Origin of the sequence: Curtobacterium sp. MCBD17_040 (assembly GCF_003234805.2) — a bacterium.
Classification (GTDB): Bacteria; Actinomycetota; Actinomycetes; order Actinomycetales; family Microbacteriaceae; genus Curtobacterium.
This window is the reverse complement of record NZ_CP126273.1, coordinates 2,708,523-2,735,431: the sequence shown is the minus strand read 5'-3', so window position 1 is coordinate 2,735,431 and position 26,909 is coordinate 2,708,523. Positions and strand designations below refer to the sequence as shown.

Sequence of the window (26,909 nt, the reverse complement as noted above, 5' to 3'; positions counted from 1 at the left end):
GAAGTGACACTACGTTGCGCCACTCACTGGCGCAACCGGGTGAGCGGGTAGGCTTGAGGGATGCCGAGGAGTGGAGCAGCAGCGCGGCAGCGGCTCCAGCAGGCGGCGCTCGAGCTGTACACGGAGATCGGTTACGACTCGACGACCACGGCGCAGATCGCCGACCGCGCTGGCGTCAACCACCGGACCCTCTTCCGGCACTTCCCCGACAAGCGCGAGGTGCTCTTCGACGGTGAGGACGCCCTTGCGGCGTCGCTCGCCGAGGCCGTGCGGAACGCCCCCGACGCGGCGACCCCGATGCAAGCGCTCCACACGGCGTTCCGGGCTTCGGCGCACGTCCTCGAGGCGAACGAAGCCAGCGGCGCGCGGCGGCTCCGGGTCATCGCCGCGACACCCGCGCTCGCCGAGCGCGACCTCGCCAAGGGCGCCGCGGTGGCGTCGGTCCTCGCCGAGGCGCTCCGGGCGCGCGGAACGTCCGACGAGGAAGCAGGTCTCGCGAGCGTCGTCGGGTGGGCGACGTTCCATCGCGCTGCGTCGCTGTGGCTGACCGGGCCGGAGCGCCCGCTGACCGTCCACATCGACGAGGCCTTCGACCTCCTCGCTGCGCTGACCACGAGCTGAGTCAGGGCAGGGCCGGGAGGCGCTCGTCGCCTACCCCAGCACGGCCACCCCGAATCCGCTCACCACCGCCCGCACCTCCGCCAGGTAGCGCTGTGCCTGCTCGGTGAGGGGGATCGAGGCGTGGGTGATCCACCTGATCTCGATGCGCTCGTCGACGTCGAGGGGCACGGCGACGATCGCGGGGTCGAGGTCGTCGCTGATGATGCCCGTCGAGATCGTGTACCCGTCGAGCCCGGTCATGAGGTTGAAGATCGTGGCCGGTCGGACACGCGGATCTCCCGCTTGCTCGACAGGGTGGAGAGGATCTCCTCGGCCAGGTAGAAGGAGTTCTTCGCGCCCTGGTCGAACGTGAGCCGGGGGAGGTCGGCGAGGTCGTCGAGGGTCGCGCGCCCTCGCGACGCCAACGGGTTCCCCCGAGCGACGAAGATGTGCGGCTCGGCGATGAAGAGCGGGTGGAACGCGAGTCCCGCGTCCCGGAGCAGTTTGCCGATGACGTTCTCGTTGAAGGAGGTCGCCCGTCAGCCCGCCGTCGTCAGCGCCCCCTTGTCCGTCCCGAGCGCGAACACGTGCAGCAGCCCCTGGTCGGCGCGGGTCGGGAGCGTCACCGACGCGAGCGTCTTGCCGGCCGCCAGTGCGATCTTCGTCGTGGAGAGGTGCGTCCCGAGCCCCTGCGACGAACCGCCGGTGCTGTTGCGGTACTGCGTGGAGGCGGCGGTGCCGTTGCCGAATGACGGGCTGCTGGCGGTCCAGTCGCTGAACCCGAGTGTGGCCTGCTGCGTGGTGCCGTCGGTGTAGGTGAGGGTCAACGGACCGGTCGAGGGACCGTTCGTCGCCGAGCCGATGATGCCGAGCTCGGTGGCTCCCGCGATGGCCGGGACCGCGAGGACCTGGCCGGCGGCGACGATGTTGTCCGGCTGCCCGGGGGTGCCCGCCCAGTCGTACTGGATGCCGTCACTCGTGACGGTCGCACCAGGCGTGAGTCCGCTGGCTGCCAGTGCCTGCGCCGAGTAGCTGAACCCGTACCCGTCGAGGTCGGCGGTCGACTGCGCGCTGTCGTCGGAGATGCCGGTGTTGTCGTAGTACGGAGCCAGGTCGCCGGGTCGGGCCACGAGCACGGAGGTGGTCACCGACGGGACCGCACCGGCCGTGCTGGAGAAGGCGAACGTGACCTGCTGGTTGCCGTCGGTGGTGCCTCCGGTGATCGAGACGGGCGTGCTCGCGGTGCCGCCCGCGCGGACGACGAGGGTGCCGGATGCCGGGCGGACAGTCAGTCCGGCCGGGGCCTTCGCTGTCCAGTGCACGATCTGGGGGCGGCCCTCGACCGACTGGATGCTGAGCGTGGTCGTGCCCGACGTGCCGGGTTGCACGGCCACGGAGGACGGGTTGGTCGAACCGGTCGCGGCGTAGACGGGTGCGCTCTTCGCGAGCAGGGCGTAGATCTCCACCATCGGCGCCGTCTGGTTCACGGGCGACTCGCCGCCCGAGGCGTCGGGGTCGTTGAACAGTCCGTTCGACTGGCGGTCCTCCACCCATGCGGTGTCGGCGTAGGCGGCCGCCATCCGCGCGTAGCTCGGGTCGTGGTTGATCGCGGCCAGCCCGAACAGGTTCCGGAAGAAGATCGCGTTGAACACGTCGGGCTGGTGGTACAGGTTCCCGTTCGTGCCGTAGTAGCTGACCGAGGCGGCGGCGGTCTGCTCGGCCTGGTGCAGGTAGGTGCGGTTCCCGGTGCTCTCGTAGAGCAGCGTGCCCGCTCCGATCATCGTGCCCTGGTTGTAGCTCCACAGGGTCTGGTCGATGCTCCCGTCCGGGCTGATGTGGTCGTAGTACATCCCGTTCGCGTTCATCATGCAGCCGCGGGCCCAGTTGTACATGCGGGTCGCCCACGTCAGGTAGTAGGGGTCACGGGTGGCCTGGTAGATCTCGAGGCCCACCTCGGCGTTCGGGGCGTTGGAGATCGTGTTGCGCGGGGAGTCCGCGGTGTCCTCCCACATGACCCCACCCGGGCACGCACCGGTCGAGTCGGTGTCCCACCCGCTGACCGCGAACTTGAAGACGCCCTCGGCCTGCGCCAGGTTCCGCTTCTGGTGGTCGATGGCGTACTGCTGCAGGAAGTCCAGGCCGACCCAGGCGTTGTCGTCGTAGTACGTGGGCTGGTCGGGGCCGAGCGGGGGCAGCACGCCGGACGCGTAGGCCGGCGGCTGGGCGGCACCGGTGGGGCTGGTCTCGTGGGTGTCGTGGTAGGCCTGGATCCCCTGGTCTCGGGCCTGCAGGTCCCGCGCGTAGCGGACTCCCACGCCGGGCAGCGATGCCACCGCATCGGTCGCGGCGAAGCCGTTGACGTAGTCCCAGAGGTAGCCGTACGGCTCGCGGGCGTCGCTGCTCACGTACAGCTTGTGCGCCGGGTCGTAGAGGTTCGCTTGCAACGCCTGGTAGGTCTCGACGGCGCGCTGCGTGTCCACGGGGTTCTGCTTGCTGGCGACCCCCGGCGGGAAGTGGTCCGGGGCCGGAGCGGCGAATGCCGCCGGGGCTCCTCCCAGAACGGCGAGGACGGCGGCGGTGGCGGTACCCGCCACGATCGCCCCTGCTCGGTTGCGTGCGCTTCGCTTCACGGTGGCTCCCTCGCTCCGGTCATCGTCGACGCGGAGATCGTTCCAGACGCTAACCGTTCGCTCGCGCACGCGTCAAGGAGCCTCTGGTGCGCCTCCGATCGCGCCGGTCCGGGGCGCCGACGGTCGTTCGCGTGTCGGGATCACGGCGGGCTCGTCGACCGGGGGCTGCTGACCGTCGTCAGGTGTTGCCGTTGATGACGTCGACCGTCGATCGGAGCGCATCCACGACCGCACCGATCTCTCGGGGTACGTCGACACTGTCGAGTGCACCGGTCGAGAGCATCGAACGAACGACCGCGACGCACATCGCGACGAGTGTGGGCGCGACGATCCCGGACCGGTCCGCTGCGACGCCCCGCTGCCGGAGGAGCTCGGCGACCGACATGGTGGCGCTCTGCACCGAGGCCTTCCAGATCGGACGTAACTCGTCGAGGAGCTGTGGGTAGCGGGCGAACACCTCGCGGCGCAGGTCCCCGTGTTCGCTGTCGACCTGCCGGCCGAGGACCGCGATGACGATCGTCACGACCGCGTCCACGAGATCGGTGGGCAGCCGGTCCAGCTCGTCGGCGGTCAGCGTCTGCACGGTGCCCGGTACGACTCCGGCGATCGCTGCTTCTTTGTTCGAGAAGTAGTTGAAGAACGACCGGGGCGAGATGTCGGCGTCGCGCGCGATCATGTCGATCGTGAGGTGTTCCATCCCGACCGCGAGGCATCCGGCTCGGGCTGCTCGGATGATGCGCCGACGGGTCTCCTCCCGCTTGCGTTCGCGCAGACCGAGCGGAGCGGGGCCGGAGCCGTCGGGTTCCCTCGCCGTCGGGCTGGTCACCTCGCCCGCGCCGCTCCCCCGGCCGTCCAGGGTCACGAGAGGTTGGCGAGGAGCCTGGCGAGCTCCTCGAGGTCGCCGCGTGGCCAAGCCGCGAGCCGTTCACGGAATGCCGTGCGCGCGCTCGTGCGGATGCGTTGAACCCGCCGGACGGCGTCGGGAGTGGGGTGGATGACGACGGCGCGACGATCACCCGAGCCACGTTCTCGCGTGACGAGTCCGAGCGCTTCGAGCGCGCCGAGCTGTCGGCTGAGGGCGCCCCTGTCGAGACCGAGTGCTTCCGCGAGCTCGCCGGCGCCGATGCTCCCGGTGAGCACGATCTCGAGGAGCACCCGGTACCCGGCGGGCTGCAGCTCCATCTCTGCGGCCTGCTCGCGCAGGGCGCGACGAGAGGAGGCGAAGAGGGTCAGGACCTGCCGCTCGATGCTGACGATCGCGCTGTCGACCTCCTCCGACACCGGGTCGCCGGGCCGGGCCGGACACTGGTGAGCGGCCGGGGTCGTGTCGATCATGACATCAGTGTCGTGCACGACGTCCGCTCGCGATCTGCGAATCTCCTTCGACGATCGTCGGGTTCGAGCCGGTCACCGTTCCGATACCCGCGAAGTCCTCAGCGGCAGCGGCGGCAGGTCCACTGTCGGTGGAGCGCTCGGCGACGGTCTTCGTGGTGAGCGGCACGTTCGGCATGAACACGATCGCGAGCACGAGGACGATCGCGATCGGCGCTGCGATGAGGAACACGTCGGCCACACCCTGGCCGTACGCCGACTCGATGATCTGGCGCACGCTGTGCGGCAGCGATCTCACGGCGGGGATGCTGCCCGACGACAGCTCCTTCGCGACCGCGACGCCCTTCTCCCCGAGCGCGGTGATCGCCTTGGTCAGAGCATCCTGCTTGTCGCTGATGGCGTCCGCGACGCGGGTCCCGAGCACGGTGCCGAGGACGGAGACGCCGATCGCGCCGCCGAGGGAGCGGAAGAACGCGACCCCGGAGGATGCTGCACCGATGTTCGCGGGCTCGGTGGTGTTCTGGACGACGAGGACGAGGTTCTGCATCACCAGGCCGACACCGGCCCCCATGACGAACATGTAGACAGCGACGACGACGTATGGCGTGTCGTACTCGATCGTTCCCATGAGGCCGAGTCCGACGACGAGGGCGATCGACCCGATGAGCATGATCGGCTTCCACTTGCCCGTCTTGGTGACCAAGCTGCCACCGACGGTGGACGCGATGAGCAGACCGGCGATCATCGGGATCGTCAACAGGCCGGACTGCGTCGGGCTCGCGCCACGAGCGAGCTGCATGTACTGCGCCAGGTAGACGGTCGCGCCGAACATCGCGATGCCCACGGCGATCGAACCGATGACGGCCATCGAGAACGTGCGGTTCTTGAAGAGGGTCATCGGGATGATGGGCTCCTTCGCGCGGAGCTCGATGAACACGGTGGCCGCGAGCAGGATCGCGGCACCGATGACCATCACGAACGAGGTCGGCGACACCCAGTCGAAGTTCTTGCCGGCGAGGGTGACCCAGATGAGCAGCAGCGAGACGCCACCGGCGATGGTCGTGATGCCCAAGTAGTCGATGGAGACCGTGCGCTTCGGCAACGTGCGGAGCTTCAGGGTGATCTGCAGCAGGATGATCGCGGCGACGGCGAAGGGCACGCCGACGAAGAAGTTCCAGCGCCATCCGAGGCTGTCGGTGAGGAGGCCCCCGAACAGCGGACCGCCGACGGTGCCGACTGCCATGACGGCGCCGAAGTAGCCGCCGTAGCGGCCGCGCTCCCGCGGGCTGATGATGTCGGCCAGGATGATCTGGCTCAGCGCAGTGAGGCCACCAGCGCCGAGGCCCTGGAGGACACGGAACGTGATGAGTGTCCCGGGGTTCTGCGAGAAGCCGGCGAGCGCGGATCCGAGGACGAAGATCACGAGTGCGAGCTGGATGAGCAGCTTCCGGTTGAACAGGTCCGCGAGCTTGCCCCACACCGGGGTGGAGACGGTGGTGGCCAGGAGCGTCGAGGTGACGACCCAGGTGTAGGCGCTCTCGCCCCCGCCGAGGTCACCGATGATCTTCGGGAGGGACGTGCTCACCACCGTCGACGCGAGGATCGCGACGAACATGCCGAGCAACAGCCCGGACAGTGCCTCGAGGACTTGGCGGTGGGACATGGCCGTGGGTTCGGCGGGGTGATCTTGACGGACAGTGGCGTCGGAACGTGACATCGGGGACTCCTGGACGGGACGGATGCCACTCTGCACCCTGAAATTTGACAGAGGTCAACTATAGCGTTTTGTTGACGTATGTCAAACGCTTCGGTGCTGTCCGACGACGCGCGCGGGTCCCGACCCGGCCGAGCAGGGACGCTCCTCGACCGGGTCGAGGCCTATCCCCAAGCAGCGGGCGTGGGCGCGTCGACACGGGCGTTCAGCTGGGCCATGAGACCGGCGAAGTCCTCGAGGTGCCAGGTGGCGACGATCCTCCCGTCGCGGACCTGGTGCATGTCCATGGTGCGCATCTCGATGCGCTTGCCGGTGGGCTCGTGACCCATGAACGCACCCTGATGCGTCCCCGAGACGGTGTTGCGGACAGCGACCCTGTCGCCCTGGACGATGACGTCCTGGTGCTCGACGCTGTAGTCAGGCATCGCGTGACGGAACAGCGCGATCTGTGCGGTCATGCCGGCCGGGCCCTGCTCCTGGCCCGGGGCGAGGGGGAGGTCGATCCAGTCCTCCGCCAGGACCTCGTCGTACACGGAGGTGTCACCAGTCCGGAAGGGCTCGTAGAAAGCCAGGACGATCTCGGCGGTGGTGGTGTCGTGCTCGTTCGTGGTGCTCATGGGGTTCGGACCTTTCGTGGCGGTGGTGTGGGTGTTGGTGGTGGGAGAGATCAGGCGGCGGGGTGGGTCGACCGGCCGCCGGGCCGCCTCGGACGATGCGGCGCCGAGGTCACGCGAGTGCCAGGACGAGGCCGGCGATGACGAGCAGCAGCGCCGTGGTGCCGTGGACGCTGAGGGCCTGGCGGAAGGTGCCGCCGTTGGTGACGACGATGATCGCGTCACCGATCGGGGTGATCGCCGCAGCGAGGAGCGCCCAACCGAAGACGTGCGGTCCGGCGACGGCGAGGACGACCAGGGGCACGATGCCCGAGGTGATGTCGCGGACCCCCTTGATGCTCGTGAACGCGCGCCGACGGTCCTCGGCGACGCCGAACCCCGCTGTGGCGATCGCCGGCGCGATGAGGAACCGGCCGCCGATGAAGAGGATGAAGAGGCATCCGGCAATGGCGACGGAGAAGGCTGCGATGAACACGAGTGATTCCTTTCGTTGTTAGGTAACGCTGATCTGCAACGACCGTAGCGCTTCTCGCCGACGATGTCTACCCGTGTTATCTAACTTTGCTCTGATACTCTCGGAGCATGTCCCCACGACCAGCACCGGACCTCGACCACCGGCGCGACGAGATCGTCAGCGCCGCCCGCCGCGTCGCGGAAGCCGAAGGGTGGGAGGCGGTGACGATGCGCCGTCTCGCTGCCGAACTCGGCGTCACCCAGCCCGTCATCTACTCCGCGTTCGCCGGAGGCAGGCAGGCGCTCATCGACGCCGTGGCCCTCGACGGCTTCGGCGAACTCGCGGCAGCACTCGAAGCCGCTCCTGCCGAGCCGTTGCCGCGGATGCAGGCGTACCTCGACTTCGCCGTCGGCCGACCCCGTCTCTACGAGGCGATGTTCTCGATGCCGTCCGGGCTCGAGTTCGGCTCGGGATCCGTTCCCGATGCGCTCCGACGTGGGTTCGCCGCGATCAAGGCGGCCTTCCCCGCTCCGGACGACACGGCGGCCGAGGTCGCGTGGGCCACGGTCCACGGGCTGGCGACGCTCGAGATCGGCGGGCGCCTCCCAGCGGTGCGATCGCGTGCCCGGCTCGACCACGCCCATCGAGTACTCACCGGGAGCTCGGGCCTGTGACGAACGACGCGAGGCGCGCCTCCGCGCTCTGCGGCGTCGCCGTGGCCATCAATGCTGCGGCCCGGCCCCGCTCCGGAGACCTCGACTCAGGGACCAACGGACGGTCGAAATCCAGCGGCTGACAACGGGAACGGACCACCCACTCGACGGTCGTTCGTACCGGAGATCGGATCGGCGAGGAGTCCCCGAGCCTTCTCGATCAGCGCAGCGAGGGCGGGAGGTGCCGACGCTCTTCGCCACGCCATCAGCACTTCGATCGGGGGAGCGTCGCGAACGAGCCGGAACGTGACCCCGGTTCGAGCGTGCAGTACGGCAGTGGCCTCCGAGGTCATCCCGGTCACCTGACCGGCGGCCACCAGCGTCAGCCAGTCGTCCACGTGCCGGGTGTCACGGAACGCCGCCGGGGCCGAGATGCCTGCCCAGAGGTCGGCTGTTGTGGTCCCGGTGCGCAGATCGATGCCGACGGTGCGGCCAGCGAAGTCGGCCAGGGTGACGCTCCGGCGTCGCGACAGGGGATCGTCGGAGGCGAGGGCCGCGAAGCGTCGCTCTGTGCCGATCGGAGCCGAGTCGAAGCGAGGATCATCGACAGGACGACGCAGGATCGCGACGTCGACGCCGCCCTCGGCGAGCCCCGCGGTCGGGGTGTTGCTCTGCACGAACGAGAGTGCCGGCTCGAGGTGCTCTGCCGCCCATTCGCGCTGGAACCTCGTCGTGTGTCGGCCGAGGGCCGACCATGCATACCCGATGCGGACCTCGGTGCTCGCGCGCGGAGTGAGGTCGCGCAGCGATTCGACCTCGTCGAGGATGCGGCGGGCGTGATCGACCACTCGTCGTCCCTGCGGCGTCAGCTCGAGCGAGCGCGTCGTCCGGCGCACGAGCGAGAAGCCGAGCGCTGCCTCGAGGGCTTGCACCGCTCGTGAGACAGAGGCCTGCGAGACGTGGAGATCGATGGCCGCGTCGCTGAAGGTCCCGGTCGACACCAGCGCCACGAGTGCGCGCAGCTGAACCAGAGTCACGTCCATGCGTCCAGCGTATAGATCGTCGTGGTCTGCATTTCCCGATCGCGCAGCCGCGAAGCACTGTGTTCACCATGACGGGAGAAGTGGTGACATCGGGCGGTTCGGTCAAGGTGCCCGGAGGGGCGGTCCTCGCCCTGCTCGGCAGTGCCGTGAGCAACCAGGTCGGAGCGGCACTGGGGGATCTCGCCTTCGCTCGTGTCGGCCCGCCGGGCGTCGTGGCCGTGCGGCAGCTCATCGCCGCGATCTCGCTCACCGCCCTCTCGCGACCGAACCTCGCCCGGATGTCGTGGGGGCAGTGGTGGCCTGCGCTGTCGCTCGGTGGGGTGTTCGCCGTGATGAACCTCAGCCTGTACACCGCCATCGGGCGGATCGGACTCGGCCTCGCCATCACGCTCGAGTTCCTCGGACCGGTCACCGTGGCCCTGGTCGGTGCACGGTCGTGGCGGGTGGCCGGTTGCGCGGTGGGTGCGGGCGCGGGTGTGGTCCTGTTGGTGTCTCCCGGTCCGTCGACCGACTGGATCGGCGTCGCGCCCGCCTGCACCGCGGCCTTGTGCTGGGCCGCGTACATCGTGCTGAACCGGGTCGTGGGGAGCCGGCTTCCGGGCCTCCAGGGACCCGCCGTGGCGAGTTGCGCGTCTGCGCTGGCCTCCCTGCCGATCCTGCTGTCGCTGCTCCTGACCGGGCGGTTCGACGTCTCCACCAGCGTGCTCTGCACGGCAGTCGGCGTCCTCTCGTCTGTGGTCCCCTACGCCCCCGACGTGGTGGTGCTCCGGCGGATCCCTCAGTCGTTGTTCGGGATCGTCATGAGCCTCAACCCGGTCGCCGCTGCTGCCGTGGGGCTGATCGTGTTGGGGCAGCAACTCGCTCCGTGGCAGTGGGGCGGGATCGTGCTCATCGTCGCCTCTGACGCGGTGGCCGTGGCCAGGTCCGGACCTCGTTCCCGTCCTCGCAGCCGCTGAAGCCCCTCCTGTGCGGCGACATCGCCACGAGCGATCGGTGGGGGTGGCGAGCAGCAGGTGCTTCGCTCGAGCCCGTTCGACGAGCACGTCCCTCTCCCGGCTCGTGGCCCGGAGAGGGACGTGGAGCAACGCGCTCAGGCCGTCTGCGTCAGTTCGGTCACGAGCGCGCGAGCCTCGCCGCTGGAGCCCAGGGGCACGGCACGGCTGGGGACATCGGCGGCCCGGGAGAGCGCGATGGCCACGTCGCCGACCTCGCCGGCGGACACCTGCTCCGGCTCGCCATCGACGAATCGGGTGCGGACGGGGCCGAGGACCAGGGCGTGGATCCTGCGGTCCGGCGTCTCGGCGGCCAGGACGCGTTGCATCATGAGCAGCGCGGCCTGCTCCATGCTCACCAGCCCGCTGCCCGGGACGGGGAACGTGGCGGACTGGCCGACGACCACGGTGTACGCGCCGAGTCCGCTCAGCCGCGGCACGATCGCCCGTGCCAGTGCCATGTGCGCGGTGGCGAGGCCGGTGAACGCGGCCCCCCAGTCGTCCTCGCGGATGCCGGTCAGGGGGCCGCCCTGCCACCATCCGCCGACCGGCACGACGACGTCGTCGATCCCGCCGAGCCGCTCGGTCATCTGACGGCCGAGCTCGTCCGCTCCGATGAAGGAGGTGTAGTCGTGCGTCGGGAGGTGCAGCAACGGCGAGACCCCGAGATGGCCGAGTGCAGCACGCAGCTCCGTGCCCCGCTCGTCCGAGCGAGTGGGAACGACGACATCGGCGCCGGCATCGAGGAACGCGCGGACGACACCTTCGCCGACGCCGCCGGTTCCGCCGGGGACCAGGACGCGCCGACCGGCGAGTGAAGCGGGGGATGGGGTGAATGGCATGAGAACTCCTTGGTCCGACCAATGTTGGTAGCACCAACGCTAACACCGATTCGTTGGCCATACCAACTGATAGTCTCGGTGCATGTCGGTTGATCCTCGACCTCCTCACGCGCTCCGCACCCTCGTCAGCTGGCAGGCCGCACGGGTGGCGACGATCGGCACCCGCCTGACCGCTGCGCGCATGCCGCTCGAGGCGCGTTCGGACTTCGCGGTGCTGTCCGCGCTGCAGGAGTACGGCCCGCTGAGCCAGGCGGACATCGGCAGGGTGCTGGGTCTGGACCGCAACAACGTCAACGGCATCGTCGTCCGGCTCGACGCCGACGAGTCCGTGCTCCGGACCCCTGACCCGGCGGATCGACGGCGGAACATCGTCACGATCACGGCGAACGGCGGGGAACGACTCGCCGATCTCCGAACGCAGGCCGACGCCGTGCAGGACGAGCTCCTCGCAGCACTGTCCCCCGCCGATCGCGACGCTCTCGTCCGCCTCCTCGGCGATGTGCTGGCAGCCCATCCGGCGCAACCAGCGTGACGTCGTCCTGACGGTCCCGCGGGGGAGGCGCGGAGAGCGCCCTCGAGCGGGTCGCGCGCTCGTCGAATCCGCCACCACGACCGCCGAGCCACCGATGGCCGGGAGCGTGTGCTCCCGGCCATCGGCGTTCGATGGTGCCCTGGACCTTACTGAGCGGTCCCGTTGGTGTAGGTGGTGACGGTCTGCGGCTGCCCCGTGTTCGCGCTCGTGGCGGCGGGCCCCTGGCCGTCGATCACATGGTCGATCGTCCCGGCGTTGCTGTTCAGCGCGACGGTCGTGAGGTCGTGCATGACGACCCCGGGCGTGTTCGGCACCTCGAACGACTGCGTCGCGTGGAGGGTCGGGTCGACGTTGGTGTAGATGTAGCTGCCGAGGCCCCACGCTTCGTGCGTCCGGACGTCGTCCGCGACCTTGTACGCGGCGTACCCGTTCACCCCGTCGTGCTGCCACGCGGCCTGGTTCGGGGCGTCGTACGGGAGCTCGTTCTGGAAGAACACCGTCCGACCGCGCTCACCGTTCCAGATGACGTTGTCCTTCTGGTAGTGCTCGACGAACAGGCCGGTCGCGGTGACGTCATCCCCGTTCACGACGACGCCGGTGTCGGCCGTGTTCACGGTCCAGCCGACGGAGCCCGCCACGCCGTGGTCGGCGCGCCAGGCCCAGATGTCATCGAGGATCGTGTCGTCGCTGTTCACCTCGAGGCTCGTCGTGGCCTTGCCGACGTGGGGGCCGCCGACGCGGAAGAAGACGTCCTGCAGCGCGGTGGGGTCCGTGGCGCTCGCGACGTGCTTGCCGCCCTTGTCGTGGCCCGTGCCGACGCGGAGCAGCGTCGGGGAGTTCACGGCACCGGCATCGAACGTCAGGCCGGCGATGTCGACGCCCTGCACGTCGGCGACGGTCATCGGGACGGCGCCGTTCTGGGCGGTCAGCGTGGCCATGCCGAGCCCGAGGACGACCGTGTCCGCTCGCTTGACGGCGATGCTCTGTGCGACGTCGTAGACGCCGGGGGTGACGAGCAGGTCCTTGCCCTGGGCGAGTGCGGAGTTGATCTTCGCGATGGAGTCCGACGGGTGGGCGACGAAGAAGCTGCTCAGCGGCAGCGACTGCCCGGGCGTGTGCCCGGTGGCCCACGTCGTCCCCGCCGAGTTCGTTCGCGCGCTGGGCACGAACACCCGGTAGGCGCCGTTCGCGTCGACGTAGAGGTACGGCTTCTCGCGCGATGCCGGTGTCGTCGCCAGCGTCGTGTAGGGCTGCTGGGGGAACGACTGCGCCGGCGCGTTGACGTCGCCGGAGAACACCTGGTTCCACACGCCGTTCGACCAGCCGGCGCCGAGGTCCGAGTTGCGGACGTAGAACTGCTGCTGCGATCCGTTGAGCGCCCCGCCCTGCAGTTCGGAGTCGGCGACGAACCCACCGCTCGCGTAGTTCGGGTTCTCGCAGTACGGCATGAACGTCGTGTAGTCCTCGACGTGGACACGGCGCATCGGCGCCGCCTGGGACACCGCCCACATCTCGCTGCCCGTGTGGCACGCGTCCGCGGTCGGGACGACGTGGATCGTCAGGTTGGAGACCGATCGCCAGAACGTGTCGAGCGCGCCGCTGCCGTCGGTACCGGTCGCGGTCACGCCCCCGTTGATGGTGACCCCGGACGGGTCCTGCCCGAGACCGTCGACCTCGGTGTAGTAGCCCACGCGGATGTCGAGCGGGTTCGTGCTCGATCCGTACGTTCCAGGCTCGAACAGCAGCGCGTACCGCTGCGAGCCCATCTCGTTGGCGGACTGCTGGGCGTACACGGCGTCGACCTTCGCCTGGATGTCGGCCTGCGGCATGTCGGGGGAGAACACGACGACGTTGGACCCGAACGCGGAGGAAGGCGGGTTCGGTGCAGCGACCGCGGTCTGGGTGGTCGCGAGGACGCCGAGTGTGGCGGCGCCGACGGCGACGGCGGCACCGAACAGGCGACGGCGTGACCGTCTCGTCCGGAGCGTGTGTGTCGGTGAGGAGGGCATCGTTGACCAGCTTCCGTTGCAGCGGCGGCATCGCCGTCCGCCCGCGGACAGCAGTGTCCTCGGGGCGGGCGCCATCGGCCGCCTGGGTGAAGAGTGTGAGCACTGTATCAACGCCCTGGTCGGGACGGACACCGGTCGGCTCCGAGGACCAGCGCCGGAGTGGGGAGCGGCAGACGCAGCAGCCCGCCTGAGTGCCGTCCCCGGAGCCGGAGAACGATGGAGGCCCTGACCACGAAGGAGAACAAGTATGAGCAAGGTCTGGTTCATCACCGGCGCGTCCCGGGGCTTCGGACGCGAGTGGGCGGAGGCCGCCCTGGAACGCGGCGACAGCGTCGCCGGGACCGCCCGCAACCCGGACGACGTCGTCGCACTCGCCGAGCAGTACCCGGACACGTTCCTCCCGATCCGTCTCGACGTCACCGACCGTGACGCCGACTTCGCGGCGGTGCAGCAGGCGGCCGAGCGCTTCGGGCGCCTCGACGTGGTCGTCAACAACGCCGGCTACGGACAGTTCGGGATGATCGAGGAGATCAGCGAGCAGGAGGCGCGCGCCCAGCTCGAGACGAACCTGTTCGGGGCCCTCTGGGTCACCCAGGCGGCGCTCCCGATCATGCGCGAGCAGCGGTCGGGCCGCATCATCCAGGTGTCGAGCATCGGCGGGATCAGCGCGTTCCCGATCACCGGCATCTACCACGCGTCGAAGTGGGCGCTCGAGGGGTTCAGCCAGTCGCTGTCCCAGGAGGTCGCCGGCTTCGGCATCACGGTCACCCTGGTCGAGCCCGGCGGGTTCTCCACGGACTGGTCCGGCCCGTCGTCCTCGACGAGCGCCGAGATCGACGCCTACGCCGACGTCCGGGAGGCCCGCAACGCGAGCCGTGCCGCGGCCAGCGCGGGCGACCCGGCCGCCACCCGTGGGCCGATCCTCCGGATCGTCGACGCCGAGGAGCCGCCGCTGCGCGTCTTCTTCGGGTCGGCGCCGCTCGGGATCGCCGAGAAGGACTACGCGAGCCGACTCGAGACGTGGCGCGCATGGCAGCCGGTCGCCGAGGAGGCGCACGGCAGCTGAGTGCCGGTGCCCCGGCGCGTTCCTCCACGCCGCGCCGGGGCTGTGCAGGCTGACCGGTCACCGCGTGGTGCGCCTGATCAGGAGGCCCCCGGACCTACCAGACGAGTCCGTCGAGATGGTTGTGACCGGAGAGCAGGTGGGCGACGCGACCCCACGCCACATCGCGCACCTCGGGGTCGGGATGATGCGCGGCGATCGCGAGCTCCACGAACAGGTCGTGGACGTCCAACCGTTCGCGGAGGTGCTCGCGCTCGAACAGCTCCGGGTAGGCGCCGTGCAGCCAACCGGGGACCTCGGCGAGCGATGGCCCGTCGAGCCCTCGAGCGTCGGGCGTCGGTGGGAACTCGGACGGTCGAGCGCACCAGCGCAGGATCGTGTCGAGCTCGGCGGTCGCTGGCTGCGCCAGTGCCTCCGCGAAGTCGATGATCCCGGTGACCCGGTCTCCGTCGACCATCACGTTGGACCCGTGGAGGTCGCCGTGGACGAGGACGTGGTGCTCGGCCGTGAACAGCGGAAGTCGCTCCCCGATCCAGTCGGCGACGTCCGCGAGCAGGCGCGGGTCATGCGTGGGTGAACGACGGGCGTCCTCGACCAGCTGGAGCATCGCGTGCACGACGGGTGGGTGGTACGCGGGCCACGACCCTCCGTTCAGCGCGTCGGCGAGCCACGGCGGCATCAGGTCGTCCGGTACGGGAACGCCGTGGAGTGCGCGCAACGCGGCTCCGAGGCTCTCGATCATCGCTCGCCGCAGGCTCGGATCGGCCGAGGGCCACGCGTCGTGCAGGGTCCGACCCGGAAGGCGTTCGGAGACGGACCAGGGTCCGTCCGGGCCGTCGCCGTGCGCGATGTGTCGAGCGTGCGGAACGGCACTGCCACCGAGCAGGTCGACGACCCTGGCTTCGTGGTCGTAGGCGTCACGGATCCGTCCGTCGCTCAGCCGGACGACGTACTCGTCGCCGACCCAGGCACGGCTCACCCAGCCGGCCTTGAGCAGGTACCGCCCCGTCGGCGGCAGCCCGGCTGCCGCCAACGTGCGCCGCAGCCGCGGGTCGGCCTCGTCGCTCACGTCGACTGCCGTGCCACGAGGAAACAGTCCGCCGTGCGCACGCCGCCCGTGACCTGCTCACCCTGGATCATCCGCATGAGCAGGTCCGCCGCCTGGCGCCCGACCTCCCGGAGGTTGAGGTCCACCGACGTGATGCTCGGCCGCGCGGCGTCGGTGATGACGCTCCAGTTGTCGACGCCGACGACGCCGACCTGGGTCGGCACCACGATGCCCGCCTCACGGAGGCAGTCCACGACGCCTCGCGCGATCTGGTCACTGGTGCAGAACACCCCGTCGAACTGCGTCCCGAGCAACCGGGTCGCGGCCTCGTACCCCCACCGTTCGCTCCACTCGCCGTACATCGCGTCGCCGCTGGCGAGTGTGGCGCCGGCGGCGGCGATCGCCCGCTTCGCGCTCTCGACGCGGTGCGAACTCGCGGTGTGTCGTCGGGCACCCGAGATGACCGCGATCGAGCGGCGGCCCGATCCCAGCAGGTGGTCGATCGCTCGGGCCGCGCCTGCTTCGTCGTCCGGCACGATCGAGACGTCGTCGGGGTCGAGCGACGGCGAGAGCGCGTACACGGCGGGGACGCCGAGCAGCTCGGTGATCGACGGGCGCGGATCGCTCGAGCGCCCCGTCACGACGATGCCGTCGACGCGCTGGTTGAGGAACGTCTGCACGTAGTGCGTCTCGCGGATCGGGTCGCCGCGGCTCTCGGCGAGCAACATCGAGACCTCGCCCGGGCCGAAGGTGTCCTCGGCGCCGGTGAGGATGGGGATGGTGAAGCGGCCGTAGGCGTCCGTCGACAGCACACCCACCAGGAAGGACCGCCCTGGGGCCACGCCCGCCGACCCTGGCGCCCCAGCGAGCCCGCGCATCGGTCGGGCGACCGCACGGTCGGCGCCCGGCACCGTCCGCCCCGGGGCGCGCACCGTCAGTCCCAGCTCCGTGGCGGCCGCGCTGACGCGTTGCCGCGTCTCCTCCGCGATCTGCCCCCGGCCGTTGAGGACCTTGGAGACCGTGCCGACGGACACCCCCGTTCGCGCGGCGACGTCGGCGAGGGTCACTTCACGTCGGTTGACCACTGCGTCCTCCTCCCGCTGCCAGCGTACGGCACACGGCAAACATTGCCGCAATACTGGTCGGATCAGCGCATTGACACGGCCACACCGCGAGCCATAGCGTCAGCAAACACAGCAAATCTTGCGGCAACGGTGCGGCAAGGAGAGATGCGGGAGATGACGATGAAGACATCGATGACGCGGCGGACTTCGGTCGCCGCGGCCGCCCTGACGATCGCGGTGATCGGGCTGGCCGGATGTTCTGCGAGTGGCTCGGCCGGTGGAGGCGGCGATGCGGCGAAGGGCACCGTCACGCTCTGGCAGCGTGACGGCGGTGTCGACCTGACGGACCAGGTCAAGGCGTACGAGAAGGCGCACCCGGACGTCACGGTGAAGATCTCCACGATCCAGGCCGATCAGTACCTCACGAAGCTCGCGAACTCGGCGCGAGCGGGATCCGTGCCCGACCTCGTCAGCTACGACATCGTCAACACGCCGCTGCTCGCGACGCAGGGTCTGCTCGCCGACGTCACGGACAAGGCGGGGAAGCTGCCGGACAAGGGCGACCTCGCTCCGGCTGGCGTCGCGATCGGCAGGCTCGACGGCAAGCAGTACGCCCTGCCGGTGGCACTGACCGGATCGCAGATGTTCTGGAACAAGTCCCTGTTCGAGAAGGCGGGGCTTGACCCGACCAAGCCGCCGACCTCCCTCGCCGAGGTCAAGGCCGCTGCAGAGAAGATCCAGGGGCTCGGCGGTGGCGTCACCGGATTCTCGACCCTCGGCGGCGTCGGGCAGGCGTGGACGGGGTTCCCGAGCGCCTGGGCGAAGGGCGGTAGCGTCCTCACCGCGGCAGGGAAGAGCCAGAAGGCCGAGTTCACCAGCAAGAACCTGGTCGGCATGGTCGATTGGTACCAGGACATGTGGAAGTCCGGGCTCATGCAGAAGACCGACGAACCGAACCAGGACCCGGGCAACGTCGGGCAGGAGAACGCCCTGAACGGCAAGGTCGGCATCGTGTTCACCGGCGCGAACACCCTCACCGCGAAGAAGGCCGACTTCGGCAGCGCCGTCGGGATCCCCGGCGTGGACGGCGGTTCTGGTTCCTTCCTCGGCGGTGACGAGATCGGCATGACGGCCGGTGCGAAGAACAGCGACGGTGCGTGGTCGCTCATGAAGTGGCTCGTCAGCTCGAAGAAGGCCGCGCGGATCGATCTCTCGCAGGGCTGGATCGCACCGGACCTCACCGTGGCGAAGAGCCTCGCGACCGACGAGTGGTCGAAGGACATCGTCGACACGCTCGCGATCGGCAAGCTCCCGAAGAGCATCGCCTACAACGCGGTGATCAACGACCCCAACGGTCCGTGGGCACAGCAGTCCCAGAAGGTGATCTTCCAGGGCGCTGACGCCTCGACGGCCCTCGCGAGCGCCGAGAAGCAAGCGAACGCGCTCATCGGGCAGGCCTACAGCCAGGTCGGGAAGTGACGGCCGTCACCTCCTCGGCGCTCGCCGGGGTCGCGGACGGGCGCATGGGTGCCCGGCCGCGCTCCGCCGGCCGTCGGCGCCAGACACTGGCATGGGTGCTCGTCGCCCCCGCGCTCGTCCTCGCGGTCGTGTTCTTCGTCGTGCCGATGGTGCTGCTCGTCGTGATGTCGTTCTCGAACTGGCCCCTCCTCGGCCGGGTCAGCCCCGCCGGCGTCGGGAACTACGTACAGGCGTTCCAGGATGCGGCGTTCTGGCACTCGCTCGTGTTCTCGCTCCTGTTCACCGTCGTGTCGGTGCCGGTCGGGATGGCCGTGAGCTACGCCGCCGCGACGATGGTCCGGGGTGAGGGGCGGTTCGTCTCCTTCGTCCGGACGGCGTTCTTCATGCCGGTCGTCATCGGGTTCACCGCCGCCGCCTACATGGCGAACGTGCTGCTCGTGCCGGGCACCGGGGCGATCAACGTGCTCCTCCGGTCGGTCGGAGTGACCAACGGGGACACCGCGTGGTTCACGGCACCGGACACGGCGTTCTGGGCGGTCGTCGTCCTGACGGTGTGGAAGTCGATGGGCGTCGCGATGATCCTGCTCATGGCGGGCATGCAGGCCGTGCCGGGCGAGGTGATCGAGGCGGCGAAGATCGACGGCGCCGGATGGTGGCGTCGCGAGGGGTCCGTCGTGTTCCCGCTCGTCCGGCGACAGTTCGCGCTCTGCCTGCTGCTCGCGGTGTCCGGCTCGATCCTCGTCTTCGACCAGTTCTACGTGCTGACCAAGGGCGGCCCGAGCGGCGCGACCACGACGACCGTGATGTACACGTACCAGCAGTCGTTCGTCCGGTACGACCTCGGCTACGGCGCCGCCCTGTCGATGATCCTCACGGTGATCATCCTCGTCATCGCGATCGTCCAGCTGCGGGCGCTGCGCTCGACCAGTGCGGAGGACGAGCGATGAGCACGACGGACGTGACGAAGCGAACGGCAGCGGCGCCTCGACGTGACGCGAGCCGAGCCTCCAGACCGGATGCCGCGAACCGGACCGGACTGCCGCATGCGCCCGCGCGGCGGCGGCGTGGGCCCGACGCGAGTGGTGTCGCCTACGTCGCCATCGGGACGGTGCTCGCGCTCCTGTTCATCGCGCCGGTCGTCTACATCCTGTTCCGGTCGTTCCTGCCGGCCGACGCCGACGCCCGGGGGATCGGGCCGGAGTCGCTCGCGACGCTCACACTCCGGAACTACGGGAAGGTGTTCGACCCGTCGGTGGACCTGCGGCAGAACATCGTCAACTCGTTCGTGGTCGCCATCGCGGTCGCGGTCCTCGTGGCGCTCGTGTCGACGCTCGCCGCCTACGCCCTGTCGAAGATCCGGTTCCGCGGCTCGTCGGTCGTGTTCATCCTCCTGCTCGCGCCGCTCGTCGTGCCGTTCCAGGGACTGCTGACGCCGCTGTCGATCGTGCTCGGCAAGCTCGGGCTGCTCGATTCGCTGGCCGGGGTGGTGCTCGTCCTCGTGACACTCCAGCTCCCGTTCTCGGTGTTCGTCATGCGCAACACCTTCGACGGCATCCCGTCGGAACTCGAGGACGCGGCAGCGATCGACGGCGCCGGCACCGGGCGGATCCTCCGCTCGGTGATGCTCCCGCTGGCGTGGCCAGGGCTCGTCACGGTCGCGCTGTTCGGGTTCATGGCCGGCTGGAACGACCTCCTGAGTTCGGTGACGTTCCTGTCGACGGACAGCAAGTACACACTCCCGCTCGCGCTGTCGAGCATCAGCACGTCCTTCAAGATCCCCGGGGTCCCGGTGATCGACCCCGGACTCCTCACCGCGGTCGCGTGCGTCGCGACCGTTCCGGTGGTCGTGCTGTTCCTCGCCCTGCAGCGCTACTACACCAGAGGCCTCATCGGAGGATCGATCAAATGACAATCGCCAGCACCACGACCACCACCACGACCACCGAGGGGCGATCACACCGGCCGCTGCCGCTCGGGAGCATCACGCCACGCGGCTGGCTGCTCGACCAGCTCCGGTTGCAGGCCGACAACATCACCGGGCAGCTCGAGGCGATCTGGCCCGACGTCGGGCCGGACAGCGGCTGGCGTGGGGGAGCGGGGGAGAACTGGGAGCGCGGGCCGTACTACCTCGACGGGCTGGTCCCGCTCGCGCACGTGCTGCAGGACGACCGGCTCCTCGCCCTGGCGACGCCGTGGATCGAGTGGATCCTCGCATCGCAGCGCGACGACGGGTTCTTCGGGCCGATCGGCAACGACGACTGGTGGCCGCGGATGGTCGCCCTCAAGGTGCTCACGCAGCACGCTGACGCCACGGGCGACGAGCGGGTGCCGCCGTTCCTCGAGCGGTACTTCCGGCACCAGCTCTCCGCGCTCCCGGGCCGGCCGCTGACCTCGTGGGGACGTGCTCGGGGCGCCGACAACGCGCTGTCCGTGTGGTGGCTGTACGAGCGGACCGGCGACCCGTGGCTGCTCGACCTCGTCGACCTGCTGGCAGCGCAGACCATCCGGTGGGACGACTACCTGGCGAGCGACCTCATCACCGGCCCGGCCCGGACGTTCTCGCACCGGACGCACGGACCGAACGTCGCCATGGGTCTGAAGACGGGAGCCGTCTCGGCGCTCCGCGACCGGGACGTCCGTGGCCACACCGCTCGGACGGAGGCGTCGTTCACCGCGCTCGACCGCTGGCACGGGCAGGCGAGCGGATGGTTCTCCGGCGACGAGTGGCTCGGCGGACGTGAGGCCACGGCCGGCATCGAGACCTGTCAGGTCGTCGAGATGATGTTCACCGCGGAGGTGCACGCGCAGGTGTACGGACGCGGCATCGACGGCGACCGGCTCGAGTCGCTCGCGTACAACCTGCTCCCGGCGTCGAGCGACCCCGAGATGCGTGGGCACCAGTACCACCAGCAGGCGAACCAGGTCGAGGTGTCGGTCGGCCGGCGGGAGTGGAGTTTCTCGTCCGACGACGCCGGGATCTTCGGACTCGAACCCCACTTCGGGTGCTGCACCGCCAACCTCCACCAGGGGTGGCCGAAGTTCGTGTCGCACCTGTGGCTGCGCGACGCGGACGGGCTGCGGGTCGTCGCCTACGCGCCGTCCGCGATCGCGACCGAGGTGGACGACGATGCGGTGTCGATCGTCGTGGACACCGAGTACCCGTTCGACGAGAGCGTGAGGATCCGGGTCGCGACCTCGCGCACGACGCCGTTCGCCCTGCGGCTGCGCGTCCCGTCGTGGGCGCAGGGCGCCGAGTTGACGGTCGGCGGTGTCCGTGTGGCGATCGGATCGCCGGGGGCCGATGCGGGCCTCCCGATCGTGGACGGGTACGTGACCCTGGAACGCGACTGGTCGGCGACGGGGGACGTCGTCCTCGTCCTGCCGATGCGGGCCCGGGTCGTCCGGCGCGAGCGTCAGGCCGCCGCGGTGCGGCTCGGGCCGCTGACGATGGTGTACTCGCCGGGAGAGCGGTGGGTGGAGCACGACGGGGCGCCCGGCATCGGCGAGTGGGAGGTGCACGCGCGCGGGTCGTGGAACTGGGCGCTCGCCGAGGTCCGCGACGCTGCGGGATGGCGGGTGACCCGCGGTGCAGTCCCGGCTGCCCCCTGGTCGTTGGAGGACCGGCGGCGTGCGCCCGTCGTGCTGCACGCCCCGGGTGCGCGCGCGACCGAGTGGCGGATGGCCGGGGCACAGGCGGACACGCCGCCGTTCAGCCCGGTGCTCGACCACGGACCGGACGACGACCTCCGTCTCGTGCCGTACGGATCGGCTCGGCTGCGGGTCACCGAGTTCCCGGTCATCGGGAACTGGCGGGACATCGACGATCCGGACGAGCCGACGGAGCGGTGACCGGGGCTCGGAGGCGTGAGGGCTGCGCCTCCGAGCCGCCGACGCCGCGGGGTTCGAGGTCGTGGTCGATCTGCCGGCGGAGTTCGGCCGGCTGCCGTGCGCTCAGCCGCTCCCGCGCCGCGCCGCCTACCATCGCCCACGTCATGTCCGTGCCCGCCTGCTCCGTCGTCCGCCGCCGGGCACGCCCGTTCCTCGCCGCCGCGACCGCGCTCGTCGTCGCGTCGGTCCTCAGCGCGTGCGTCGGTCCGTCCACGCCCGGAGGCCCGTCGCCGCGATCCTCCCGGCCCGCCTCCGCCTCCCCGTCGCGCCCCACAGGGACCCCGACCCCGACGCCGACCCCCGACCCGCTCGCCGGCCTGACGCTCGAGCAACGCGTCGGGCAGCTGTTCATGGTGGGCACCCCGGCGACCGCGGCGGGCGTCCAGGCGCTCGAGGCGGTGCGGACGCACCACGTCGGCAACGTGTTCCTCTCCGGCCGCTCGACGTCCGGCACGGCCGCGACCGCCGCCGTCGTCCGGCAGGTCACCGGTCTGGTGTCTGACGACACCACCGCGGGACTGCCGATGTTGGTCGCCACGGACCAGGAGGGCGGGCAGGTGCAGGTGCTCCGTGGCCCGGGGTTCTCGGACATCCCGGACGGTCTCGCCCAGGGCACGATGCCGCCGGCCGCGCTGCACGACGACGCGGTGACGTGGGGGCGGCAGCTCGCGGCTGCGGGGGTGGACCTCGACCTCGGGCCGGTGGTGGACCTCCTGCCCTCGCCGGCGACCGCGGCGGCGAACCCGCCGATCGGGCGGTACCGCCGCGAACTCGGCTTCGACCCGGGCACGATCACGGGCGCGGCCGACGCGTTCCGCGGGGGCCTGCAGGCGGCCGGCGTACAGAGCGTCGTGAAGCACTTCCCGGGCCTCGGGAACGTGACGGGCAACACGGACTACACGAGTGGTGTCACCGACAGCGTGACGACCGCCGACAGCCCATCCGTGCAGGTGTTCCGCGCCGAGGTCCATGACGGCGCCCGGTTCGTCATGACGTCGACCGCGTACTACTCGCGGATCGACCCGTCGATGCCGGCCGCGTTCTCGCCGACGGTGGTCCAGGGCCTGCTGCGCGGCCAGCTCGGGTTCGACGGCGTCGTGGTCACCGACGACCTCTCGACCGCCGCCCAGGTGCAGCAGTGGACCCCGGCGCAGCGGGCGGTCCTGGCGATCCAGGCGGGGTCGGACATCGTGCTCGCCTCCGCCGATCCGAGCGTGGTCGACCCGATGGTCGACGCGGTCGTCGCGAAGGCCCGGACCGACGCGTCCTTCCGGCAGCAGGTCGACGCGGCCGCGCGGCGCGTCGTGCAGGCCAAGCAGCAGTCGCTCGGCTGACGTCGCGTGCGCTCGCGGCGCGCGATCGTGCAGCCGTCCGCCCAGTCGGGCCTGTGATCTGGTTGCATGAGACGCTTCCTCGACGGCCGGAACCGGAGATCCATGTCCCTTCCTGAACACCACGTCCGACGACCGCGGACGCCAGCGGTGGTCGGCCTGGCCGTCGCCGTCCTCCTCATGGCCGCCGCAGTGCTGATCCCGAGACTGACCGGCTGGCGCGTGCACGTCATCGCGTTCCCGCCCCTGCACGCGCACTGGGACCCGCGGGTCGGGCCGGGGACACTGCCGGCGGTGGCGCTGGCGGTGCTCGGGGTGGTGTTCGCACACCGGGTGGCCGCTCGGGCGCGCTGGGCGGTGCTCGTGCCCGGCGCGTACGCGGTCACGGTTGCGTGGTTCGCGGCGCTCGCACTGGTCGACGGCTCCCACGGCATCGGTCACGTCCTCGACACCCCGTACGAGTACATGGACACGGCGCGGGCCGTGGCTGGGCATCCGTTCGCCCAGACCCTCCACGGGTTCATCCCACGCATCGTGGGCGGCCCGGGCAAGTGGCCGGTCCACATCGCCGGGCACCCGCCCGGGGCGTTGCTCTTCTACGTGGTCCTCGTCCGGCTCGGGTTCACGACCGGCCTGGCGGCGGGCTGGATGACCTTGCTCGTCGCGGCGACGACGCCGGTCGCGGTGCTGCTCACCCTGCGTACCCTCGGCGCCGATTCCGCCGCCCGCCGTGCCGCCCCGTTCCTCGTCCTCGGTCCCGCAGCGGTGTGGTCGGCCGTCTCCGCCGACGCGGTGTTCGCTGCGTGCGGCGCCTGGGCGGCCTGTCTGCTGGCCCGGTCGGCGACGAGCCGGCGCGGCGGGGCCGCCGCCGCGTGGGGTGTCGCAGCGGGACTGCTGTTCGGGTGCAGCGTCATGCTCTCCTACGGGCTGCCCTTGCTCGGCGTCCTGGCGGTGGGGGTGCTCGTCGCGGCACGTTCGTGGCGACCACTCGTGTGGGGGCTGCTCGGTGCCGTCGCGGTCGTCGGGGCGTTCGCGCTGTGGGGGTTCGCCTGGTGGGAGGCGTACCCGGTCCTCCGCGAGCGGTACTACAACGGCGTGGCACACAAGCGTCCGTTCGGGTACTGGGTCTGGGGTGACCTGGCCGCGTTCGCCTTCAGCGCGGGACCGGTGATCGGGCCTGCCGTCGCACAGACGCTCGTGCGAGCGCGCGCGGTGCTGCGCGGTCACGGCTGGATCCATGCGTACCGGCGGCTCCCTCGGGCGACCGTCGTCCCGGTGGTCCTGGCACTCGCCGGCGCCGCCATGGTGTTCCTCGCCGACGTATCGGGGATGAGCAAGGCCGAGGTGGAGCGCATCTGGCTGCCCTTCGCGCCGTGGGTGCTCGTCGGGACGGCGTTGCTCTCACCCCGCTGGCGATGGTCCGGCCTGGTCGTCCAGGTCCTGACCGCCCTCCTCGTGCAGCACACGCTCGACACGGGATGGTGAGACGGCGCTCCGGACCACGCGATGCGGCGTGCGAGGGGTACCATCGACCTGTCCGCGGCGTTCCCCCCAACTCCGCGGATCCGCCCCGGCGGGCTTCCCCCGAGTCCGCCGGGGCATTTCCACGTCCCGGCCGGGTCGACCTCCGGCGCCGGTCAGTACTCGACCGCGTGGAACCCGCCGTCGGCGTGGACGATCGACCCGGTCGTGGCCGGCAGCCAGTCGGAGAGCAGCGCGACGATGGTCCTGGCCACGGGTGTCGGGTCGGTGCGGTCCCAGGCGAGCGGGGCCCGGTCCTCCCAGAGGCCGTTCACCTGGTCGATGCCCTCGATCGCCCGCATGGTGAACGAGTCGACGGGGCCGGCGGCGACGAGGTTGGTGCGGATGCCGCGCGGACCGAGGTGCAGCGCGAGGTACCGGTTCACGGACTCGTACGCCGCCTTGGCGACGCCGGCCCAGCCGTAGACGGGCCAGGCCCGGGAGGCGTCGAGCGTGCACCCGACGACGCTCGCGCCCGCGCCGAGCAGCGGGTCCGCGCCGCGGACGAGCGATTGCAGCGAGTACGCGGAGACCCGGAACGAGTGGGCGACGTCGTCCCACTCGGCATCGCTGAACCCGCCGCCGACGACTGACGGCAGGCTCGCCGAGATGCAGTGCACGACGCCGTCGAGTCGGTCGGTGTGCTCGCGGAGCCGGTCGGCCAGGAGGCCCACGTCGGCCGGTTCCTCGGCGTCGAACTCCACGACGGGCGCGGTCGTCGGCAGCCGTCGTGCGACGGCCTCGGTGATGCGACGGCGCCGCCCGAACCCGCTGAGGATCACGGTGGCGCCCTGCTCCTGCGCGATCGCGGCGGTGCGGAACGCGATCGAGGACTCGGTGAACACGCCCGAGACGAGCACGGTCTTGCCGGCGAGGAGGCTCACGAGCGTGCCTCGAACGACAGCAGCAGGTACCGGCTCGCCGCCACCGTCCGGTCCACCCGCGCCGCACGGACGCGGAACCGGGCGGGGGAGCCGTCGTCGCGGACGAGTCGCACGTCGTGCGTGGCTGCGTCGTGGTCGACGCTCCGACGCGCGGCGGCGACGAACTCCTCGAAGGCGGGACGGTCCTCCGCGAGCGCGAGCGAGGCGATGTCGCCCTCGAACGGCTCGTGGAGCCCGAGCCGCCCCCAGCTCGGCGACGTCATGAACGTCGACGACTGGAGGCAGTCGACGGCGGCGTACGCGACGTCACCCGCGAGCGCGAAGTAGGCGCGGGCGAACTCCGCCGCGTCGACGATGTCGAGACCGGTCGTGCGGTACGTGCTCGGCTTCGGGACCTCCCGCGTGAACCCGTAGGCGTAGAACACGCCCGGCCGGTCGGGCAGGACGGTCGACGTGCCGACGAGTGCCAACTGCTTGCGGCCGGGGTTCGGCGTGTCCGGGCGGGTGACGGCACCGAAGGTGAGGAGCTGGTGCACCCCGTTCGCGGCGGCGAGCCCGGCGTCCACGGTCGTCTTCACCCGCGCACGCTCCTCGTACGGCAGGAGTCGCGTCAACCAGTCGCCGACCGGACCCCGGCTCGACTGGACCTCGTCCGGGCTGAACTCGTGCAATCGGTAGAGGCTGGCGTCCCACTGCGACGACGTCGACCCGACGTTGTTGCCGGACGTGTCCACCGTCCACTGCCACGCACCGATGAGCGGCGGCTCCGGCACGGGGTCGGCAGCCGGGACGAACACGCCGTACGCGCCCGTCACGTGCGACCGGTCCGGCGTGATCACGGGCCGGGCGTCGACCTGGTACGCATCGCCCCCCAGGTGCACGATGCGTCGCAGGGCCGCGCCCGACCCGATCACCTCGGACAGTGCGGGGAGCAGCACCTCGCGCGCGCGGCGGTCCAGGTTCCGCCGAGGGCTGACCCCGGCGTGCTCCTGGTCACCGACCGCGAGCAGGGTCGTGACGGCACCGAAGTGATCGACGACGACCCACCGGCCGACGGGATCGACCTCGGTGTTCGCCATCCTGTGCCTCCGCGCTCGGGATCCCGGGGCGGGCACGGCAGGGCCGGACCGAGCGCGTCCGCGCCCCAGAACGTCCAGCCTGAGCCGCTGTCCAGCGGCCATGCTCACGAGGCATCCGCCCCGCACGAACAGGACCG

At 70.6% G+C, this 26,909-nt stretch carries 24 protein-coding genes and 1 pseudogene; 11 read left to right on the top strand and 14 right to left on the bottom strand.

Going from position 1 to position 26,909, the window contains the following annotated elements; translation table 11 throughout:
- The first annotated feature begins 60 nt into the window (after positions 1 to 60).
- The gene (locus DEI94_RS12765) at positions 61 to 621 is read left to right on the top strand and encodes a TetR/AcrR family transcriptional regulator (protein WP_111026369.1); all 561 of its coding nucleotides are present in this window, start codon (positions 61 to 63) and stop codon (positions 619 to 621) included.
- A gap of 30 nt (positions 622 to 651) precedes the next feature.
- Here DEI94_RS12765 and DEI94_RS12760 read toward each other — a convergent pair.
- The 7 genes and pseudogenes from DEI94_RS12760 to DEI94_RS12730 all read right to left on the bottom strand — a co-directional run.
- Positions 652 to 1,127 (bottom strand): annotated as a pseudogene (locus DEI94_RS12760) (LysR substrate-binding domain-containing protein); the annotation flags it as partial.
- 12 nt (positions 1,128 to 1,139) lie between these two features.
- The gene (locus DEI94_RS12755; protein WP_146249444.1) at positions 1,140 to 3,230 is read right to left on the bottom strand and encodes a glycoside hydrolase family 76 protein; all 2,091 of its coding nucleotides are present in this window, start codon (positions 3,228 to 3,230) and stop codon (positions 1,140 to 1,142) included.
- Between the two features lie 178 nt (positions 3,231 to 3,408).
- Complete coding sequence (locus DEI94_RS12750; RefSeq protein ID WP_111026371.1) at positions 3,409 to 4,092, bottom strand: TetR/AcrR family transcriptional regulator; 684 nt, start codon at positions 4,090 to 4,092, stop codon at positions 3,409 to 3,411.
- Positions 4,089 to 4,565, bottom strand: coding sequence for a MarR family winged helix-turn-helix transcriptional regulator (locus DEI94_RS12745; protein WP_111026372.1), 477 nt, complete (start codon positions 4,563 to 4,565; stop codon positions 4,089 to 4,091). The genes DEI94_RS12750 and DEI94_RS12745 overlap by 4 nt, the downstream gene beginning before the upstream one ends.
- A 4-nt stretch (positions 4,566 to 4,569) precedes the next feature.
- On the bottom strand, positions 4,570 to 6,279 hold the full coding sequence (locus DEI94_RS12740; protein WP_502869638.1) for an MDR family MFS transporter: 1,710 nt from the start codon (positions 6,277 to 6,279) through the stop codon (positions 4,570 to 4,572).
- A gap of 161 nt (positions 6,280 to 6,440) precedes the next feature.
- On the bottom strand, positions 6,441 to 6,893 hold the full coding sequence (locus DEI94_RS12735; RefSeq protein WP_111026374.1) for an ester cyclase: 453 nt from the start codon (positions 6,891 to 6,893) through the stop codon (positions 6,441 to 6,443).
- A 109-nt stretch (positions 6,894 to 7,002) separates the two neighbouring features.
- Positions 7,003 to 7,365 (bottom strand): DUF4267 domain-containing protein, encoded by a 363-nt coding sequence (locus DEI94_RS12730; RefSeq protein ID WP_111026375.1) that lies wholly within the window; start codon positions 7,363 to 7,365, stop codon positions 7,003 to 7,005.
- Between the two features lie 107 nt (positions 7,366 to 7,472).
- Between DEI94_RS12730 and DEI94_RS12725 the strand changes: the two genes are divergently transcribed.
- Complete coding sequence (locus tag DEI94_RS12725; protein WP_111010938.1) at positions 7,473 to 8,018, top strand: TetR/AcrR family transcriptional regulator; 546 nt, start codon at positions 7,473 to 7,475, stop codon at positions 8,016 to 8,018.
- 86 nt (positions 8,019 to 8,104) lie between these two features.
- Here the strand turns inward: DEI94_RS12725 and DEI94_RS12720 are convergent, their stop codons facing one another.
- Complete coding sequence (locus DEI94_RS12720; protein ID WP_111026376.1) at positions 8,105 to 9,040, bottom strand: LysR family transcriptional regulator; 936 nt, start codon at positions 9,038 to 9,040, stop codon at positions 8,105 to 8,107.
- 68 nt (positions 9,041 to 9,108) lie between these two features.
- On the opposite strand from DEI94_RS12720, the gene DEI94_RS12715 reads away from it, so the two are divergent.
- Positions 9,109 to 9,996: an EamA family transporter gene (locus tag DEI94_RS12715; protein ID WP_111026425.1), complete on the top strand. Its 888-nt coding sequence runs from the start codon at positions 9,109 to 9,111 to the stop codon at positions 9,994 to 9,996.
- Positions 9,997 to 10,130: 134 nt separating this feature from the next.
- On the opposite strand, the gene DEI94_RS12710 is transcribed toward DEI94_RS12715, so the two are convergent.
- Entirely contained in the window at positions 10,131 to 10,874 is a 744-nt protein-coding gene (locus DEI94_RS12710) for an SDR family oxidoreductase (protein ID WP_111026377.1), read from the bottom strand.
- Between the two features lie 82 nt (positions 10,875 to 10,956).
- Between DEI94_RS12710 and DEI94_RS12705 the strand changes: the two genes are divergently transcribed.
- On the top strand, positions 10,957 to 11,406 hold the full coding sequence (locus DEI94_RS12705; RefSeq protein WP_111014044.1) for a MarR family winged helix-turn-helix transcriptional regulator: 450 nt from the start codon (positions 10,957 to 10,959) through the stop codon (positions 11,404 to 11,406).
- A gap of 146 nt (positions 11,407 to 11,552) precedes the next feature.
- On the opposite strand, the gene DEI94_RS12700 is transcribed toward DEI94_RS12705, so the two are convergent.
- Positions 11,553 to 13,415, bottom strand: coding sequence for a pectate lyase-like domain-containing protein (locus DEI94_RS12700; RefSeq protein ID WP_111026378.1), 1,863 nt, complete (start codon positions 13,413 to 13,415; stop codon positions 11,553 to 11,555).
- Positions 13,416 to 13,662: 247 nt separating this feature from the next.
- Between DEI94_RS12700 and DEI94_RS12695 the strand changes: the two genes are divergently transcribed.
- Positions 13,663 to 14,481 (top strand): SDR family oxidoreductase, encoded by an 819-nt coding sequence (locus DEI94_RS12695; protein ID WP_111026379.1) that lies wholly within the window; start codon positions 13,663 to 13,665, stop codon positions 14,479 to 14,481.
- A gap of 94 nt (positions 14,482 to 14,575) precedes the next feature.
- Here the strand turns inward: DEI94_RS12695 and DEI94_RS12690 are convergent, their stop codons facing one another.
- On the bottom strand, positions 14,576 to 15,547 hold the full coding sequence (locus tag DEI94_RS12690) for a phosphotransferase family protein (protein WP_258377980.1): 972 nt from the start codon (positions 15,545 to 15,547) through the stop codon (positions 14,576 to 14,578).
- Entirely contained in the window at positions 15,544 to 16,611 is a 1,068-nt protein-coding gene (locus tag DEI94_RS12685; RefSeq protein ID WP_111026381.1) for a LacI family DNA-binding transcriptional regulator, read from the bottom strand. The genes DEI94_RS12690 and DEI94_RS12685 overlap by 4 nt, the downstream gene beginning before the upstream one ends.
- A gap of 153 nt (positions 16,612 to 16,764) precedes the next feature.
- On the opposite strand from DEI94_RS12685, the gene DEI94_RS12680 reads away from it, so the two are divergent.
- The 6 genes from DEI94_RS12680 (at position 16,765) to DEI94_RS12655 (ending at position 24,773) form a co-directional block, all read left to right on the top strand.
- The gene (locus tag DEI94_RS12680) at positions 16,765 to 18,069 is read left to right on the top strand and encodes an ABC transporter substrate-binding protein (protein WP_181441764.1); all 1,305 of its coding nucleotides are present in this window, start codon (positions 16,765 to 16,767) and stop codon (positions 18,067 to 18,069) included.
- Positions 18,066 to 19,016, top strand: a complete 951-nt coding sequence (locus DEI94_RS12675) for a carbohydrate ABC transporter permease (protein ID WP_111010947.1) — start codon at positions 18,066 to 18,068, stop codon at positions 19,014 to 19,016. Before DEI94_RS12680 ends, DEI94_RS12675 begins: the two co-directional genes overlap by 4 nt.
- Positions 19,013 to 19,978, top strand: a complete 966-nt coding sequence (locus tag DEI94_RS12670; protein WP_111026383.1) for a carbohydrate ABC transporter permease — start codon at positions 19,013 to 19,015, stop codon at positions 19,976 to 19,978. The genes DEI94_RS12675 and DEI94_RS12670 overlap by 4 nt, the downstream gene beginning before the upstream one ends.
- Entirely contained in the window at positions 19,975 to 21,918 is a 1,944-nt protein-coding gene (locus DEI94_RS12665; protein ID WP_111026384.1) for a beta-L-arabinofuranosidase domain-containing protein, read from the top strand. Before DEI94_RS12670 ends, DEI94_RS12665 begins: the two co-directional genes overlap by 4 nt.
- A gap of 143 nt (positions 21,919 to 22,061) precedes the next feature.
- On the top strand, positions 22,062 to 23,291 hold the full coding sequence (locus DEI94_RS12660; protein WP_111026385.1) for a glycoside hydrolase family 3 N-terminal domain-containing protein: 1,230 nt from the start codon (positions 22,062 to 22,064) through the stop codon (positions 23,289 to 23,291).
- A 102-nt stretch (positions 23,292 to 23,393) separates the two neighbouring features.
- Positions 23,394 to 24,773: a hypothetical protein gene (locus tag DEI94_RS12655; RefSeq protein ID WP_146249445.1), complete on the top strand. Its 1,380-nt coding sequence runs from the start codon at positions 23,394 to 23,396 to the stop codon at positions 24,771 to 24,773.
- Positions 24,774 to 24,925: 152 nt separating this feature from the next.
- On the opposite strand, the gene fabI is transcribed toward DEI94_RS12655, so the two are convergent.
- The gene (gene fabI / locus DEI94_RS12650) at positions 24,926 to 25,693 is read right to left on the bottom strand and encodes an enoyl-ACP reductase FabI (protein ID WP_111026386.1); all 768 of its coding nucleotides are present in this window, start codon (positions 25,691 to 25,693) and stop codon (positions 24,926 to 24,928) included.
- A complete protein-coding gene (locus tag DEI94_RS12645; protein ID WP_111026387.1) occupies positions 25,690 to 26,772 on the bottom strand; it encodes a hypothetical protein in 1,083 nt (360 codons plus the stop codon). Before DEI94_RS12645 ends, fabI begins: the two co-directional genes overlap by 4 nt.
- Between the last annotated feature and the right edge of the window lie 137 nt (positions 26,773 to 26,909).